Below are 16290 nucleotides of genomic sequence, written 5' to 3' on the forward strand. Positions count from 1 at the left end.
GTCAGCGCCGGGTATTGCCGCGAGTCATGGCCGCCAGGCGTTCCAGCAGCTGCACGTCCTGTTCGTTTTTGAGCAGCGCACCCGCCATCATCGGGACGGAGGCTGCAGCGTGCGCTTCGATTTGCGAGGCCGTTGCGCCTTCGGCCAACAGCAGGCGCAGCCAGTCCAACAGCTCGGAGGTGGAGGGCTTCTTTTTCAGCCCGGGGGCTTCGCGCAGGGCAAAGAACGTGTCCAGCGCAGCACGCAAGACGTCTTGCTTCAGGTCGGGAAAATGCACCCCGACAATGTCGCGCATCGTTTCGCGATCCGGGAAGCGGATGTAGTGGAAAAAGCAGCGGCGCAGAAAGGCGTCAGGCAGGTCTTTTTCGTTGTTCGAGGTGATGATCACCAGCGGCCGGTGGCGTGCGGCAATGGTTTGACGCGTTTCGTAAACATGGAATTCCATGCGATCGAGTTCGCGCAGCAAGTCATTCGGAAACTCGATATCTGCCTTGTCGATCTCGTCGATCAGCAGCACCACAGGCTCGGGCGCGTCAAAGGCCTGCCATAGTGTTCCTTGCACGATGTAGTTGCGGATGTCGCGCACCTTTTCGTCGCCGAGCTGCGAGTCGCGCAAGCGTGATACGGCGTCGTATTCATACAGGCCCTGATGCGCCTTGGTGGTGGACTTGATGTGCCATTGCAGCAGCGGGCGCCCCAGCGCCAGTGCGACTTCCTCGGCGAGCATGGTCTTGCCGGTGCCGGGTTCGCCCTTGATCAACAAGGGGCGTTGCAGCGTCAGTGCAGCATTGACGGCCAGTTTGAGATCGTCGGTCGCGACGTAGCGGTCGGTTCCTTCGAAGCGGGATGCAGCGGGACTCTGGGCAGCAGACATAGGCAATGGCAGCGAAAGAAGGGCGGAGGGAGTCCGCGCTTGGGTTAGTATGGCTCAGCAACAATTATCGTACAATCGTCCGGGTTTGTAGCTGGGTTCAGGCCCGGCCGCTCATCCCGAGCACAGTTTTCAGCCTTACAAAGAGCCATTCCAATGAAGTTGAAAACCTATCTGTCCTCGCTGGTTGTAGTGGTGTCCTGTGCGATCGCTGGTCAGGCGGCTGCTGCCGAGGCAGCACCGACCGGCAATATCCAGAACGCCAAAAGCAAAGTGTCCATGTGCATCGGGTGCCATGGCATTCCTGGCTACAAAGCCAGTTTTCCCGAGCTCTATCATGTGCCGATGATTGCTGGCCAAAACGCCAAATATATCGAAGCCGCCCTCAATGAGTACAAAAAAGGCGCGCGCAGCCATCCCACCATGGATGCCATCGCGGGCAGCCTGAGCGACCAGGATATTGCCGACCTGGCCGCTTATTACTCTAATCTCAAGTGATGCGAGGGCACATGATGAAACGCTATACGTTGATCTTGGCAGCAACCATGCTGGCCGCTGCCGGTGGCGGTGTGCAGGCCGAGGATCTGGCTGCCGGTAAAGCGGTATTCGATAAGTTCAACTGCGCCTCGTGTCATGGCGCGGATGCCAAGACATCGGTCGACCCGGCCTACCCTGTGCTGGCAGGGCAGCACGAGGATTATCTTATCCAGGCGCTAAAGGCCTACAGGCGAGGTGCCGCCGGCACGCCCGCCACGGCCAACGTGCGAAAAAATCCCATCATGGGAGCTTTTGCTGCGCAGTTGTCGGATCAGGACATCGAACATGTGGCGCAGTGGCTGTCCGCGCAGCCCAGTGATCTCGGTGTGCGCAAGTAAAACACGCCAAATATCGCCGCGCCGGTTCAGCTGATTTCTGTTGAGGGTTATGGTCGGCCGTCGTTGACGGCGGCCGTTAACGCTCTGCGCGTTGACGAATCAGGTCGATGTAGACATCGCTATCCAGTTCAGTGCCAAGTCGCTGGGCTTCCCAGACGACCTGGCCCAGACAGTCCATGATGTCGTGTGCGGCCTGATGCGCGTCGCTGCGCGCGACCAGCTTTTGGTAGGCAGCACGGATTCCGCGCGGGTGATCGATGGACAACTGCTCTGCGATGGCCAGATGCATCGACAGATGCAAAAACGGATTCGTACGGCCTTTTTCGACCGGATACTCCGCTGTCATGGCTTCGGGGTGTTCCAGATCGCCGTGATATTCGGGGTGCTCAATGATCCAGTCCAGCGCCATCGATTCCAATGGCGTCAGAATTTCGTTGGCGCGGTGTTTGCGCCAAGTTTCGATAAAGAACTCGCGGACTTGATCCCGGGACGGGTTGAACATGTGACGTAACGTCTGTAGAGACAGAAAGGAAAGTCTTCATTTTACGCCTGCGGGATTTCATCCCCCCGCACGGGTGCCAGAATGGGCGCTAGAATGAGCTACGGTCCGCCGTCTGGCTCGGTGGCTGGCGACAATCATGCTGGCCGCTGCGATCTGGTGGCGAGCGAGCAACCCCCAGGAGCAACAGGAGCATTCATGTCCTACCAACACATCAAGGTGCCCTCTGCGGGCCAGAAAATCACGGTCAATGCTGATTTTTCCCTGAACGTGCCTGATCAGGCCATCATCCCCTACATCGAGGGTGATGGTACGGGGGCGGACATTACGCCCGTGATGATCAAGGTCGTGGATGCTGCAGTTCAAAAGGCATACGGCGGCAAGCGCAAAATCCACTGGATGGAAGTCTACGCTGGCGAGAAAGCCACCAAGGTCTACGGGCCGGATGTGTGGCTGCCTGATGAAACGCTGGATGTGGTCAAGGACTATGTGGTGTCGATCAAAGGACCGTTGACGACTCCGGTGGGGGGCGGCATCCGCTCGCTGAACGTGGCGCTGCGCCAGCAGTTGGATCTGTATGTCTGCCTGCGCCCGGTACGTTATTTCAAAGGTGTGCCTTCGCCCGTGCGCGAGCCCGAAAAGACCGATATGGTGATCTTCCGTGAAAACTCGGAAGACATCTACGCCGGGATCGAATACGAGGCGGACAGTGAGCAGGCCAAAGAACTGATCCAGTTCCTGCAGACCAAGCTGGGTGTCAAGAAGATCCGGTTTCCCAATACTTCGTCTATCGGCATCAAACCCGTATCGCGCGAGGGCACCGAGCGCCTGGTACGCAAAGCCATTCAATACGCGATCGATAATGACCGGGCATCGGTCACGCTGGTGCACAAGGGCAACATCATGAAGTTCACCGAGGGTGGCTTCCGTGACTGGGGCTATGCGTTGGCACAAAAGGAATTCGGCGCGCAATTGATCGACGGCGGTCCGTGGTGCAAATTCAAAAATCCCAAGACGGGCCGGGAAATCGTCATCAAGGACTCCATTGCCGACGCCTTTCTGCAACAGATCCTGTTGCGCCCGGCCGAGTACGACGTCATTGCCACACTGAATCTGAACGGCGACTACATTTCCGACGCTTTGGCCGCGCAGGTAGGCGGGATCGGGATCGCGCCGGGGGCTAACCTGTCCGACTCGGTCGCCATGTTCGAGGCTACCCATGGCACCGCGCCTAAATACGCCGGGAAAGACTATGTCAATCCGGGGTCAGAAATCCTTTCCGCCGAAATGATGCTGCGTCATCTGGGTTGGGTCGAGGCCGCCGACCTGATTATTTCCAGTATGGAGAAGTCGATCCTGTCCAAGCAGGTCACTTATGATTTTGCCCGCTTGCTCGAGGGTGCGACCCAGGTGTCGTGCTCGGGTTTTGGCAAGGTGATGATCGACCATATGTGAGGCGCTGCCGGCGAAACGATGGTTTCGCGGTCACGCCTCGATGAAAACCGCCCTTCGGGGCGGTTTTTTTGTTTGAAGCAGTATTGCGCGCGAGGCCGTTCATTGATATGAGCAAATCCTGTCAGATGGTGGCGATTTCAGGGGCCGGAGGGCGTTTATTGCGAATCTTTGCAGTTCAATGTGTCATGTCATGAGTTATTACCCGGACATATTTCGCCGAAAACTGCTTCTATTCCGCAATATCTGCCCCATAAATGGGCCCAACACTTGAAGTCGGGTTCTTGCGTAGAGCGACCTTATAAGTCGGACTATGTCACCCCATGGTTGTTGTTAACACGCAATAAAGGGGCGATTTCTAAATGTGTCTTAAGTAACTTAATTATTTATTCGAAATCCACAATTTCTATATAAAACAAAGAATTAACCGTTTTGTAAGAAATATTTGGATTCATTGTGTAGTTCCTGGTTTTGGGGCGAGCAAAACGTTTCCCTAAGGTATGGGTTCTGGCAGTCTCCGCGGGTGGGGACTAGCGGCTTTCTCTACTGATCGGGATGAGGATATGAAACTAACAAAGACTCTGCTGGCTGGCGCGATCCTCGCCGGCATGGCCGGCACTGCGTACGCTGAGACGCAAGTGACCTTGTACGGTTTGATCGACGTGGGTATCACCTACCAACGCGGCAAAGTCGGCACCGACGACGGCAACCGTGCTCTGTACGGTGGTGACTACCAGTCCCGTATCGGCATGACCAACGGCATCCAGAGCGGCTCGCGCTGGGGTCTGCGTGGCACCGAAGATCTGGGCGATGGCCTGCAAGCTGTGTTCGTGCTGGAAAGCGGTTTCGGCGCCAGCAATGGTAACAGCGCGCAAAACGGCCGTCTGTTCGGCCGTCAAGCCACCATCGGTCTGCGTAGCGAATCGTGGGGCCAACTGGATCTGGGTCGCCAGACCAACATCGCTTCCAAGTACTTTGCGAGCATCGATCCGTTCTCGCTCAGCTACTTGAACTCGTCGATGGGCTCGGCGTTCAGCGCTGCCAACACCGTTCGCTACGACAACATGGTCATGTACCAAACCCCGTCGTGGAGCGGCTTCCAGGCCGGTGTCGGTTATTCGTTCAATGTGGACGACGAAACGCGTCCGGGCGAATTCAAGACGGGCGACAACAGCCGTGCGGTCACCGCTGGTATCCGTTATGCCAACGGTCCGTTGAACGTCGCTTTGACGTATGACCAACAGTTCCTGTACCCGAGCCAACCGCAACCGAAGCAATTCATCATCGGCGGTTCGTACGACTTTGAAGTGCTGAAGCTCGCATTGGCTTACGGCCTCACCAAGGATGGCGTTTTCCTCGGCCAGGACTTTGATCTCATGGGCGGTGTCGCTCCCGACACGACCCCTGCCAAGGGCCAAGGCAATACCAACGACGCCTTTACGTGGAAAGGCCTGAAGATCAACTCGTACTTGGTCGGTCTGAGCGCACCGATCGGTGGCGCCAGCAACGTGTTCGCCTCGTGGCAGCGTGCTGATCCTAACAAGGGCTTGGAAGCGATGGACATCTACAGCGTGGGTTACACCTACGACCTGTCCAAGCGTACCAACCTGTACTCGGTCGCTTCGTATGCTGACGCTGCTTCCTTCGTAGACGGCAACAAGATGCTGACCGTCGGCGTCGGTATCCGTCACCGCTTCTAAAATCTAGGTACGGGTCGCCCTTTTTCCGAGCGGAGTCGGGGCACCTTGTTCTTAGCCACCTACTTTTGTAGGTGGCTTTTTTTTACCTACGAAAGCAGTTCTGCTGGAAAAGCTTGCCGCCGGTGGCTGGACGATTTTCTCATTTGAAATGCACCATATTGGTGCAAATAGAGAGATGTATTTGCGCCACCTTAGGGCATTCCCCTAGTGTGACAATCCCGGTCATGGTGCACAATCATGTCCATGCAGGTGAGGAGACAAATAGCCCACAAAGGGCAACCGGCGGCACCGGTATAAATAAACTGGCAGTACCCTAATAAGAGCAAAACGCACAACGGCTGGCACCATCAGGTGCCGGCCGTTGTCGCATATAGCGCTCCGAACGCCAGATGTTGCAAAATGGGCGGACTGCGGCAACGTGGATACAAATGAATAATATGCCGGATTCCCCGAGTTCCACTCCCTCTGCGATGCGGCGCTATTGGCGGCGTAATCTGATCTTGATTGGCATGCTCATCCTCTGTTGGGGGGTGTTGACGTTTGTTCCTGCTTATTTTGCTCGCGAGCTATCCTTCGATTTCATCGGCTGGCCATTTGCGTTTTGGATGGCTGCCTACGGGGCCCCGCTGTTTTATTTGGTGCTGATAGGAATCTATGCCCGGTTGATGAATCGCGCCGATGCAAAGGCTCGCAATGACGGCGAGCGGGGCAGTTGATGCCATTTTCCGGAGATAACGCGCGCGAGTTCAAGATCCGGCTGCGCCGTATTTACGTGCTGTATACCGCGGGTTTCGCCCTGCTGATCGTATTGCTGGCGTTAGCCGAGGTCGCAGGTATGGCGCGCGACTGGATCGGCTATGTTTTCCTGTTGGTCACGGTCAGTCTCTATGCCGGCATCGGTATCGTGTGCCGTACGTCCGATCAGGTCGAATACTACGTGGCCGGCCGCCGCGTCCCAGCCGTTTATAACGGTATGGCGACCGCTGCCGATTGGATGTCGGTGGCCTCGTTCATCGGCGTAGCCGGAACGCTGTATCTGACGGGATACGGCGGCTTGGCGTACATCATGGGGTGGACCGGAGGCTATGTGCTGGTGGCCCTGTTGCTGGCGCCATATCTGCGCAAGTTCGGCCAATACACGATCCCTGATTTCATGGGCGCCCGCTATGGCGGTAATTTGGCGCGCCTGGCTGGCGTGGCATGCGCGGTGCTGTGTTCGTTCACGTACCTGGTTGCGCAGATTTACGGCGTAGGGATCATTACGACCCGTATGACTGGTATTTCGTTCGAGCTCGGCATCTTTGTCGCGCTGGGCGGCATGTTGGTGTGTTCCTTTTTGGGGGGCATGCGTGCGGTGACCTGGACGCAAGTCGGCCAATACATCATTTTGGTAGTGGCGTATCTGGTGCCCGTCGTGTGGCTGTCGATGAAACACACAGATATGCCGCTGCCGCAGCTGTCTGCCGGAAAGGTGCTGCAAGAGATCACCGAGCGCGAAGCGCAAATGGGCAAGGACGTGTCCGAGCTGCAGGTACGGCAATTATGGAAAGCGCGGGCCGATGAAATGACGCAGCGGCTGCAGGCCCTGCCGCAATCCTGGGCCCAGGAAAAAGACCGGTTGCGTAGCCGACTGGCGCAGCTGGCCGCTGCGAACGCGCCTATGATCGACATCCGTACGGTGGAGCGCGAACTCGAAACCTATCCCGGGAGTGTCGAAGAAGCCCGTGCCGCCTGGTCGCAGGCCAGAGCGATTTACGAGGCCCGGGGCTCGCCGCCTGTACCTCATGCAGAACCTTTCCCATCGAAAGATCCTCAAGAGCGGCAGGATATGCGCACCAATTTCCTGGCGCTGGTGTTATGCCTGATGCTGGGGACAGCTGGCATGCCGCACATTTTGATGCGGTCATACACCACCTCGTCAGTCGTCGAGGCGCGGCGTTCCGTGTGCTGGTCGTTGTTATTTATCCTGCTGCTGTATTTCATGGCGCCAGCGTTGGCACTGTTGATCAAATACGAGGTCTACACGCAGGTGGTGGGATCGAAGTTCGCGTCTTTACCGAGTTGGGTGCATGCCTGGAGTGCGGTGGACGTCAACTTGCTTGATCTGGTCGATGTGAATCGTGACGGCCGGGTGCAGTTGGGCGAACTCAGCATGGGTGCCGATGTGGTGGTCCTGGCCATGCCCGAGATCGGCGGTCTGCCCTATGTGATTTCAGGGTTGGTGGCGGCAGGCGGATTGGCTGCGGCGCTGTCGACGGCAGACGGTCTGCTGCTGACCTTGTCGAATTCCCTGTCGCACGATATGTGGTATCGAGTCGTCTCACCACGTATGTCGGCCGCACGTCGCGTCATGGTGTCCAAAATACTGTTGCTGGTCGTGGCGTTCGGCGCGGCCTGGGTGGCAGCGCGCAAGCCCGCGGACATTCTGTTCATGGTGTCGGCGGCTTTTTCATTCGCCGCATCATCGTTTTTTCCCGCACTGGTGATGGGCATCTTTTGGCGCCGGGCAAATAAATGGGGCGCAACTTGCGGTATGGTTGTCGGATTAGTGGTGACATTCACCTATATGGCGCACACGCATCCTTGGTTGCGCGAGTGGGTATTCGGGATTGACCGGGCCCAGCCGATGGATTTGTGGTGGGGGATTCAGCCGATTGCGGCAGGCGTATTTGGCGCGCCGGCGGCGTTCTTGACGATCATCGTCGTGTCATTGTTGACGCCGCCGCCCGACCGGGCGACGACGATGCTGGTGCAGTATTTGCGTGAGCCCGATGGCAAGCCGCCAGCATCGCAGTGAGCGCGTCGGGTGCTCACTTTGACCGTGCCGTTGTCCAGAGAGCAGCGTGGCGCGCGGCTCCGCGCTCAGTTTCCAGGTGTCAGTGGCTGACTGATTTCGAAAACACGTTCATGATCACCACCCCCGCGATGATCAACGCAATGCCCAGAATCGCCGGCCCATCCAGATGCTGTTTAAAAAACAGCGCGCCCACCAGCGAAATCAGCACAATGCCGACGCCGGACCAGACCGCGTAGGCGATGCCTACGGGTATTTCGCGCAAGGTCAGGGCCAGAAAATAAAAGGCTACGGCATATCCTGCCACCGTGATTACGGACGGAACCAGCCGAGTAAAGCTTTCAGAGCTTTTCAGTGCGCTCGTGGCAATGATTTCAGCCACGATAGCGATGCCCAGATAAACCCATTTCATGTTTGATTCCGAGAAAGCCCGGCAACCGTGCCGGAAAGGAAAGCCGCAGGGCGTGCCGTCGCCGGATTGCTATGATCAGCGCCTGGCCCCGCCGGTCTGGCGCAGCAGGACCAGCAAAGCTCCCGCGCCGCCCTCGCGTTCCGAGGCTTGAGAAAAAGCCATCACTTCGGCTTTCTGGACCAGCCAGGTCCGGACTTTGTCTTTGAGCACCGGCTCCAGGCCTTGCGAACCATGGCCCTTGCCGTGCACGATGCGCACGCAGCGGATGCCGTGTTCCTGGCATTCATCCAAAAAGGACAGGACGGCATGGCGGGCCTGTTCGACACGCAGGCCGTGCAGATCCAGCTCTGCGCCGGCGGGCCATTGGCCCCGGCGCAGATTGCGAGCGGTATCGGGCGCTGCGTCAGCACGCACAAAAGCCGTGCCGCCCTCCGAGAGCAGATGGGCGACTTCGGCCCCATCAGAAAAACCGGCATCGGCGCGGTTCGGCGTCTCGCCCATGGCTGCTGCGCGGCGCATGGCGACGGCAGCGCTGATCGGAGCAAGTCCTGCAGCGGGCTTCCCATGCTGAGGCGCGGGGGCAGGGCCGGCTGGCTCGGGGATGCGACGCCCGGGTTGCTTGAGCGGCGTGACGGCCTTGGTCGCACGACGAAACGCGTCGGGATCGCTGTCCGCTGCATTGGCCTCAGCAGTCTGGCGAGCGACCCGTGCTGCCTGCTCGGCCCGTGCCCGGGCTTGTTGCGAGGCCTGGTGCAAACGTTTCAGATCGGCCAAGCCGCCTTTGCTATTGCGCATTCTCCAGCCACCGTTGTGCGTCCAGTGCAGCCATGCAGCCCGTGCCGGCGCTTGTGATGGCCTGGCGGTAGACGTGGTCTTGCACGTCGCCTGCGGCAAATACGCCGGGAACCGACGTCATCGTTGCCATGCCCGACAGACCGCTTTTGGTCACGATATAGCCGTCTTTCATTTCGAGTTGTCCCTCGAAAATGCCGGTATTCGGTTGGTGGCCGATCGCAATAAAGGCGCCCATGACGTCGAGGTCTTCGGTTTCACCGGTTTCGGTGCTGCGAATACGCACGCCGGTCACGCCGCTGTCGTCGCCCAGGACTTCGTCCAGCGTATGGAACAGCTTGAGCTCCATATTGCCGTTGGCGACCTTGTCCATCATCTTGTCGACCAGAATCGGTTCAGCGCGGAATTTGTCACGGCGATGAATGACGGTGACCTTGCGGCAGATATTGGACAGGTAGAGGGCTTCTTCAACTGCCGTATTGCCGCCGCCCACCACGACGACGTCCTTGTTGCGGTAAAAGAACCCGTCGCAAGTCGCGCAGCCCGACACGCCGCGGCCCATGAAGGCTTCCTCGGAGGGCAGGCCCAGATATTTGGCCGAAGCTCCTGTCGCAATAATCAGCGCATCGCAGGTGTACAGATTGCCGGTATCGCCCGTCAGCGTGAACGGGCGCTTGGATAAGTCCACCTTGGCGATATGGTCAAACACCATCTCGGTGTTGAAGCGCTCGGCATGCTGCTGAAAGCGCTGCATCAGGTCGGGACCTTGTACGCCGTCGACGTCGGCGGGCCAATTATCGACGTCGGTAGTGGTCATCAACTGGCCGCCTTGGGCCAGACCTGTAACCAGGACAGGGGACAAATTTGCCCGTGCCGCATAGACGGCAGCCGTGTAGCCGGCGGGGCCGGATCCTAGTATCAAAACTTTAGCGTGTTTGGGCGTGGACATAGGTCATTATCTTTAAGGGGATGCCCAATTATAATGAGCCCTATGCCGCGTATTTCAACTGCTTCTCCGCGCGCCTCGCGCAACACCCGTAACGGCCCTTCGCCGCTGCAAACGCGTATTTCCGCTTTGCTGCGCGAGGCCCGCTGGATTCTGTTCGCCGCCCTGGCCGCCTGGCTGACACTGGTGCTGGCCACCTGGTCGCCCTCCGATCCGGGATGGTCGCATTCTGTGACTAATGGTGCGATTCACAACCGAGGGGGCACCCTCGGGGCCTACCTGTCGGACATTTTGTTGTATTTGTTCGGCTATTCCGCCTGGTGGTGGGTAGTCCTGCTGTTGCATCGGGTGCGGGCCGGCTATCGTCGCCTGGCCAGCCAGTTGCGCGCCGATGGCAAGCAGCCCGAGGTCCTGCCGCGTGTCCACTGGGAAGAAGGCGTCGGATTTTTCCTGGTGTTGATCGGTTCGCTCGGCATCGAGGCATTACGACTGTATAGCTGGGGCATGCATTTGCCGGGCGGCACCGATGGCGAAAGCGGTGCTGGCGGCGTGATCGGCCAAATGTTGGCCAGCAACCTCGCGCAGGGCGTCGGTTTCACCGGCGCGACCCTGGCGCTGCTGGTATTGATCGCGATCGGCCTGAGCCTGTTTTTCTCGTTCTCGTGGCTGCATGTGGCCGAGCGCGTCGGCGCCTGGCTCGAGGGGATGGCGCGTCGCATACGCGAGTCCTATACCGCTCGCCAGGATCGCAAGGTCGGTGAGGTCGCCAAGGCCGTCCGTACCGAGCAGGTCGAAGCCAAACACGAAAAACTGACGCACGAACAGCCCGTGCGCATCGAGCCCGCGATCACGGTGGTGCCGCGGTCGGATCGCGTCGAAAAGGAAAAGCAGCAGACTTTGTTTGCCCCGCCGTCAGGCGAGGGCGATCTGCCCGCGATCAGTTTGCTCGATCCTCCTACGCCGAACCAGGAAACGGTGTCGGCCGAGACCATCGAGTTCACGTCTCGGCTCATCGAAAAGAAACTCGCCGATTTTGGCGTGAACGTGACGGTGGTGGCGGCCCAGGCTGGACCAGTCATTACTCGTTACGAAATCGAGCCGGCTACCGGTGTGAAAGGCAGCCAGATCGTCAATCTGGCCAAAGACCTGGCGCGTGCGTTGAGCCTGGTCAGTATCCGTGTGGTGGAAACCATCCCGGGCAAGAACCTAATGGGGCTGGAGCTTCCCAATCCACGCCGTCAGATGGTCAAGCTATCCGAAATCCTGGGTTCGCAAACCTATCACGCCAGCCATTCTGTCGTAACGATGGCGCTGGGCAAGGACATCGCCGGGAATCCGGTGGTCGCCGATCTGGCCAAAATGCCTCACTTGCTGGTGGCCGGTACGACAGGCTCGGGTAAGTCGGTCGGTATCAATGCCATGATTCTGTCGCTGCTGTACAAAGCCGGTCCGGCCGACACGCGATTGATTCTGATCGATCCCAAGATGCTGGAAATGAGCGTCTATGAGGGCATTCCGCATCTGCTCGCGCCGGTGGTCACGGACATGCGCCATGCCGCCAACGCGCTGAACTGGTGCGTAGGCGAAATGGAAAAGCGCTATCGCCTGATGAGCAAGATGGGCGTGCGCAACCTGGCCGGCTACAACACCAAGATCCGCGACGCGATCAAGCGTGAAGCCCCGATCCCCAACCCATTCTCGCTGACGCCGGATCAGCCCGAGCCGCTTTCGCCGCTGCCCACTATTGTGGTGGTCATCGACGAGTTGGCCGACCTGATGATGGTGGTGGGTAAAAAGATCGAAGAACTCATCGCTCGCCTGGCGCAGAAGGCCCGGGCTGCGGGCATTCACTTGATCCTCGCTACGCAGCGTCCCAGCGTGGACGTGATCACGGGCCTGATCAAGGCCAACATCCCCACGCGTATCGCATTCCAGGTGTCGTCCAAGATCGACTCGCGCACCATTCTGGATCAGATGGGTGCGGAAACGCTGCTGGGGCAGGGCGATATGCTGTACATGCCTCCCGGCACAGGTTTGCCGGTGCGGGTGCACGGCGCCTTTGTGCATGACGACGAGGTTCACCGCGTGGTCGAGCATCTGAAGGCCCAGGGCGAGCCCAACTACATCGAAGGTTTGCTCGAGGGCGCTCTCGAGGGTGAGACGGGCGATGGCGTGGGCAGTGTCACAGGCATGAGCGACGCCGAAAGCGATCCGATGTATGACCAGGCATGCGAGATTGTCCTGAAACACCGCCGCGCGTCGATCTCGCTCGTGCAGCGCCATCTGCGAATTGGTTACAACCGTGCGGCCCGGTTACTGGAGCAAATGGAGCAATCGGGTATGGTGTCTGCAATGCAATCCAACGGCAACCGGGAAATCCTGGTGCCGTCCAAAGAGGAAGCCTGATGCTCGGTTCACGTCGTCCTTGGGCTGTCGCCATTGCGACGGCCACTACCGCCGTCTGGTTGTCGCTCAGTCCCTTGACTGCGGCGGCTGCCGATGCGCGCACCCAACTCAAGGCCTTTGTCTCGCAAGTCAATAGCGCGACGGGCAAGTTCACGCAAACCACGACCGGACCACAAGGGGGGGCGCAGCGTGCACAGAGCGGCGACTTCGCCTTTCAGCGGCCGGGTAAATTCAAATGGGCGGTGAGTCAGCCCTATGAGCAACTGGTGATATCCGACGGGCAGCAGTTGTTCCAATACGATCCTGATCTGGCTCAGGTCACGACTCGCCAGGTGGATCAGGCCATTGGTACCTCGCCAGCCGCCATCTTGTTTGGCTCCGGTGATCTGGAGCAGGCGTTCGAGGTGACTCCCTTGCCTGCGCGCGATGGCCTGGAATGGTTGCGTGCCAAGCCTCGCAACGCCGACGCAGGGTTTGCGCAAGTCGACATCGGTCTGCAAAACAACCTTCCCTCGCGAGTCGAGTTGCTGGATTCCTTTGGGCAAACCACGCGCGTCGATCTGTCTCAGATTCAATCCAATCCATCCCTGCCCGCCAACGAATTTCGCTTTGTGCCGCCTGCGGGCGTGGACGTGGTCAAGATGTGATCTGGGTTGCCGTGCAACCTGCCGTAATCCTGCCGTAGCGCTGTCATGAGCGACGATCTCTTTGCTGCCGATCCCGCACACCGGCCTTATGTTCCACTGGCCGAGCGATTGCGGCCGCGCACGCTCACCGAAGTCGTAGGGCAGTCCCATTTGCTGGGGCCCGACAAGCCGCTACGCGTGGCGTTTGAATCCGGCCGTCCGCACTCCATGATTTTCTGGGGGCCGCCAGGGGTGGGTAAAACCACGCTGGCGCGCTTGATGGCGGATGGTTTCGATGCGCAGTTCATCGCCATTTCCGCCGTATTGGGCGGGGTCAAGGACATCCGCGACGCGGTTGTCACGGCGCAGATTGCCCAAGGGCAAGGCCGCCGCACGATTTTGTTTGTCGATGAGGTGCATCGATTCAACAAGGCGCAGCAAGACGCGTTTTTGCCCTATGTGGAAAGCGGACTGTTCACCTTTATCGGCGCCACGACAGAAAACCCGTCATTCGAAGTGAACTCGGCGCTGTTGTCGCGCGCGCGTGTTTACGTGCTGCAGTCGCTCAACGCCGAGGAACTGCAGCAGCTCATTGATCGGGCCATCGAGGCGCTGAACGAAGGGCGTGATACGGCAAACCGGATTCGCATCCAGCCCGACGCGCGTGAGCAATTAGCCGCCTGGGCCGATGGGGATGCGCGACGATTGATCAGTGCCGTCGAGGTCGTGGCCGAGTCGGCCCAGGCCGCGGGCCGTGACGAGATCGATGCGGAGTGGCTGGAAATTTCGCTGTCGCAGAACTTGCGCCGCTTTGACAAGGGGGGCGATGCGTTCTACGACCAGATCAGCGCCTTGCATAAATCCGTGCGGGGCTCTGATCCCGATGCGGCCTTGTATTGGCTGTCGCGCATGCTGGATGGCGGAGGCGATCCGCGCTATCTGTCCCGCAGGCTCGTGCGCATGGCGTGGGAGGACATCGGCCTGGCAGACCCGCGCGCCATGCAGATTGCCAATGACGCTGCATTGACCTACGAGCGGCTGGGCAGCCCCGAGGGCGAACTGGCGCTCGGCCAGGCCGTGATTTATCTTGCGGTCGCGGCCAAGAGCAACGCGGGCTATAACGCCTACAACCAGGCCAGGGCCTTTGTAAAACAGGACAAGAGCCGCGAAGTGCCCGTGCATTTACGCAACGCACCGACCAAGCTCATGAAAGAACTCGGCTACGGTCACGCCTATCGCTACGCCCATGACGAGCCCCACGCCTACGCTGCCGGAGAAAAGTATTTTCCTGAGGGCATAGGCGAGCCCCGCTGGTATCGGCCCGTTCCCCGCGGCCTGGAAATCAAAATCGCGGAAAAGCTGGCTTTCCTGAGAAAGCTCGACGAAGAAGCCGGCAAGAAATAAAAGGCTAAAATCCAAAGGTTTGCCGCGAATTGGCTTTAGCGCTTCGCCGCAAAATTGACTTTTCCACTTCCAAAGCAATTTGGAACCGTATCGGTGGCCGCCATGCCACCGTATTTCATTAACCTGACTCCTGCCTCTCATGCTAGACCCGATCCTGCTGCGTAAAGACCTGCAAACCGTCGTAGACCGCCTCAAAACCCGTGGCGTCGAATTCGACACGCAACGGTTCAATGAGCTGGAGTCTCGCCGCAAGGCCGTCCAGACGGAAACGGAGTCCTTGCAGGCACGCCGCAACGCCTTGGCCAAACAGATTGGCCAGCTCAAGTCGCAAGGCCAGGACGCCTCGGCCGTGCTGGCAGAGTCGCAAGCGATCCCCGGTCAGTTAAAGCAACTCGAAGAAGACCTCGCCGCCGTGCAGCAGTCGCTCAATGAGTTGCTGATGTCGATTCCCAACTTGCCGCACGCGAGCGTGCCCACCGGGGCCTCGTCCGACGATAACGTCGAAGTGCGCCGTTGGCTGCCAGGTCAGCCCGCTGCCGATGGCAATCCTCAGCCCCTGGCGTTCGAGCCTAAAGATCACGTTGCGCTGGGCGAGCCGCTGGGCCTGGATTTCGATCTGGCAGCGAAGCTTTCCGGCGCCCGGTTTTCGTTCATGCGCGGCCCGATCGCGCGGCTGCATCGTGCCTTGGCTCAGTTCATGCTGGACCTCCAGACCGAGCAGCACGGCTACACCGAGTGCTATACCCCGTACATTGTGAACAGCTCCACGCTGTTCGGCACCGGCCAATTGCCCAAATTCAAGGATGACATGTTCTTTGTCTCCAAAGGCGGCGAAGACGATGATCCCAAGGTCCTGGACGATCGCGGCAACGAGGTAGCCCGCGAAGACCAATACCTGATCTCCACCTCGGAAATCACGCTGACCAGCTCGGTGCGCGACACCATTGTCGCGGGCGCCGATCTGCCCATTCGCCTGACTGCCCATACGCCATGTTTCCGTTCCGAGGCCGGCAGTGGCGGTCGCGACACACGCGGCATGATCCGCCAGCATCAGTTCGATAAAGTCGAAATGGTGCAGATCACGCATCCCGATACGTCGTACGAAGCCCTGGACGAGATGGTCGGGCATGCCGAGCATGTACTGCAATTGCTCGAGCTGCCGTATCGTGTCGTGCTGTTGTGCACTGGCGATATGGGCTTTGGCGCGGCAAAGACCTTTGACCTCGAAGTCTGGCTGCCCGCTCAGAACACCTGGCGTGAAATCTCCTCGGTCTCGAACTGCGAAACCTTTCAGGCGCGCCGCATGCAAGCGCGTTTCCGTGTCGGCCAAGGCAAGCCTGAGTATCTGCACACGCTCAACGGCTCTGGTCTGGCGGTGGGTCGCGCTCTGGTCGCAGTGCTGGAAAATCACCAACAGGCCGATGGCAGTATCGTCGTGCCGAAGGTCCTGCAACCCTACATGGGCGGTTTGACGATCTTGCAGCCTTGATATCGCCGGCAGGGCCAAGGCTGC

15 protein-coding genes are annotated in these 16290 nt (G+C 59.1%); 10 read left to right on the top strand and 5 right to left on the bottom strand.

Features of this window, described 5'->3' with window-relative positions; genetic code table 11:
• Position 1: 1 nt before the first annotated feature.
• Positions 2–874, bottom strand: coding sequence for an AAA family ATPase (locus CAL20_RS05510; protein WP_176456451.1), 873 nt, complete (start codon positions 872–874; stop codon positions 2–4).
• 153 nt (positions 875–1027) lie between these two features.
• Here CAL20_RS05510 and CAL20_RS05515 point away from each other — a divergent pair, with 153 nt between their 5' ends.
• Both CAL20_RS05515 and CAL20_RS05520 read left to right on the top strand, forming a co-directional pair.
• Positions 1028–1369 carry a c-type cytochrome gene (locus tag CAL20_RS05515; RefSeq protein WP_094820077.1) on the top strand — a complete coding sequence of 114 codons (342 nt, stop codon included), beginning with the start codon at positions 1028–1030 and terminating at the stop codon, positions 1367–1369.
• 14 nt (positions 1370–1383) lie between these two features.
• Entirely contained in the window at positions 1384–1746 is a 363-nt protein-coding gene (locus CAL20_RS05520) for a c-type cytochrome (protein ID WP_094837483.1), read from the top strand.
• 76 nt (positions 1747–1822) lie between these two features.
• On the opposite strand, the gene CAL20_RS05525 is transcribed toward CAL20_RS05520, so the two are convergent.
• The gene (locus CAL20_RS05525; protein ID WP_094820078.1) at positions 1823–2248 is read right to left on the bottom strand and encodes a DUF1841 family protein; all 426 of its coding nucleotides are present in this window, start codon (positions 2246–2248) and stop codon (positions 1823–1825) included.
• A 195-nt stretch (positions 2249–2443) separates the two neighbouring features.
• Between CAL20_RS05525 and icd the strand changes: the two genes are divergently transcribed.
• The 4 genes from icd (at position 2444) to CAL20_RS05545 (ending at position 8194) form a co-directional block, all read left to right on the top strand.
• Positions 2444–3700, top strand: coding sequence for an NADP-dependent isocitrate dehydrogenase (gene icd / locus CAL20_RS05530; RefSeq protein WP_094820079.1), 1257 nt, complete (start codon positions 2444–2446; stop codon positions 3698–3700).
• Between the two features lie 560 nt (positions 3701–4260).
• Positions 4261–5397, top strand: a complete 1137-nt coding sequence (locus tag CAL20_RS05535; RefSeq protein ID WP_094820080.1) for a porin — start codon at positions 4261–4263, stop codon at positions 5395–5397.
• A 437-nt stretch (positions 5398–5834) separates the two neighbouring features.
• On the top strand, positions 5835–6113 hold the full coding sequence (locus CAL20_RS05540; RefSeq protein ID WP_094820170.1) for a DUF4212 domain-containing protein: 279 nt from the start codon (positions 5835–5837) through the stop codon (positions 6111–6113).
• Entirely contained in the window at positions 6113–8194 is a 2082-nt protein-coding gene (locus CAL20_RS05545) for a sodium:solute symporter family protein (RefSeq protein ID WP_094837388.1), read from the top strand. Before CAL20_RS05540 ends, CAL20_RS05545 begins: the two co-directional genes overlap by 1 nt.
• Before the next feature lie 79 nt (positions 8195–8273).
• Here the strand turns inward: CAL20_RS05545 and CAL20_RS05550 are convergent, their stop codons facing one another.
• The 3 genes from CAL20_RS05550 to trxB all read right to left on the bottom strand — a co-directional run bounded on the left by CAL20_RS05550 (position 8274) and on the right by trxB (position 10344).
• Positions 8274–8603, bottom strand: a complete 330-nt coding sequence (locus CAL20_RS05550; protein WP_094820082.1) for a DMT family transporter — start codon at positions 8601–8603, stop codon at positions 8274–8276.
• 75 nt (positions 8604–8678) lie between these two features.
• Positions 8679–9398 carry a Smr/MutS family protein gene (locus CAL20_RS05555; protein ID WP_094837389.1) on the bottom strand — a complete coding sequence of 240 codons (720 nt, stop codon included), beginning with the start codon at positions 9396–9398 and terminating at the stop codon, positions 8679–8681.
• On the bottom strand, positions 9388–10344 hold the full coding sequence (gene trxB, locus CAL20_RS05560) for a thioredoxin-disulfide reductase (protein ID WP_094820084.1): 957 nt from the start codon (positions 10342–10344) through the stop codon (positions 9388–9390). Before trxB ends, CAL20_RS05555 begins: the two co-directional genes overlap by 11 nt.
• 42 nt (positions 10345–10386) lie before the next feature.
• Here trxB and CAL20_RS05565 point away from each other — a divergent pair, with 42 nt between their 5' ends.
• The 4 genes from CAL20_RS05565 (at position 10387) to serS (ending at position 16266) form a co-directional block, all read left to right on the top strand.
• Complete coding sequence (locus CAL20_RS05565) at positions 10387–12747, top strand: DNA translocase FtsK (protein ID WP_094820085.1); 2361 nt, start codon at positions 10387–10389, stop codon at positions 12745–12747.
• Entirely contained in the window at positions 12747–13394 is a 648-nt protein-coding gene (lolA, locus tag CAL20_RS05570; RefSeq protein WP_094837390.1) for an outer membrane lipoprotein chaperone LolA, read from the top strand. The genes CAL20_RS05565 and lolA overlap by 1 nt, the downstream gene beginning before the upstream one ends.
• Before the next feature lie 45 nt (positions 13395–13439).
• Positions 13440–14777, top strand: a complete 1338-nt coding sequence (locus tag CAL20_RS05575; protein WP_094820087.1) for a replication-associated recombination protein A — start codon at positions 13440–13442, stop codon at positions 14775–14777.
• 139 nt (positions 14778–14916) lie between these two features.
• Positions 14917–16266: a serine--tRNA ligase gene (gene serS, locus CAL20_RS05580; RefSeq protein WP_094820088.1), complete on the top strand. Its 1350-nt coding sequence runs from the start codon at positions 14917–14919 to the stop codon at positions 16264–16266.
• Positions 16267–16290 lie beyond the last annotated feature (24 nt).

Origin of the sequence: Bordetella genomosp. 4 (genome assembly GCF_002261185.1) — a bacterium.
GTDB lineage: Bacteria > Pseudomonadota > Gammaproteobacteria > Burkholderiales > Burkholderiaceae_B > Bordetella_A.

Bases quoted from the DNA above. Each gene is read 5' to 3' on its own strand.
- CAL20_RS05510 (WP_176456451.1), bottom strand. From the start codon at position 874: ATGTCTGCTGCCCAGAGTCCCGCTGCATCCCGCTTCGAAGGAACCGAC.
- CAL20_RS05515 (WP_094820077.1), top strand. From the start codon at position 1,028: ATGAAGTTGAAAACCTATCTGTCCTCGCTGGTTGTAGTGGTGTCCTGT.
- CAL20_RS05520 (WP_094837483.1), top strand. From the start codon at position 1,384: ATGAAACGCTATACGTTGATCTTGGCAGCAACCATGCTGGCCGCTGCC.
- CAL20_RS05525 (WP_094820078.1), bottom strand. From the start codon at position 2,248: ATGTTCAACCCGTCCCGGGATCAAGTCCGCGAGTTCTTTATCGAAACT.
- icd (WP_094820079.1), top strand. From the start codon at position 2,444: ATGTCCTACCAACACATCAAGGTGCCCTCTGCGGGCCAGAAAATCACG.
- CAL20_RS05535 (WP_094820080.1), top strand. From the start codon at position 4,261: ATGAAACTAACAAAGACTCTGCTGGCTGGCGCGATCCTCGCCGGCATG.
- CAL20_RS05540 (WP_094820170.1), top strand. From the start codon at position 5,835: ATGCCGGATTCCCCGAGTTCCACTCCCTCTGCGATGCGGCGCTATTGG.
- CAL20_RS05545 (WP_094837388.1), top strand. From the start codon at position 6,113: ATGCCATTTTCCGGAGATAACGCGCGCGAGTTCAAGATCCGGCTGCGC.
- CAL20_RS05550 (WP_094820082.1), bottom strand. From the start codon at position 8,603: ATGAAATGGGTTTATCTGGGCATCGCTATCGTGGCTGAAATCATTGCC.
- CAL20_RS05555 (WP_094837389.1), bottom strand. From the start codon at position 9,398: ATGCGCAATAGCAAAGGCGGCTTGGCCGATCTGAAACGTTTGCACCAG.
- trxB (WP_094820084.1), bottom strand. From the start codon at position 10,344: ATGTCCACGCCCAAACACGCTAAAGTTTTGATACTAGGATCCGGCCCC.
- CAL20_RS05565 (WP_094820085.1), top strand. From the start codon at position 10,387: ATGCCGCGTATTTCAACTGCTTCTCCGCGCGCCTCGCGCAACACCCGT.
- lolA (WP_094837390.1), top strand. From the start codon at position 12,747: ATGCTCGGTTCACGTCGTCCTTGGGCTGTCGCCATTGCGACGGCCACT.
- CAL20_RS05575 (WP_094820087.1), top strand. From the start codon at position 13,440: ATGAGCGACGATCTCTTTGCTGCCGATCCCGCACACCGGCCTTATGTT.
- serS (WP_094820088.1), top strand. From the start codon at position 14,917: ATGCTAGACCCGATCCTGCTGCGTAAAGACCTGCAAACCGTCGTAGAC.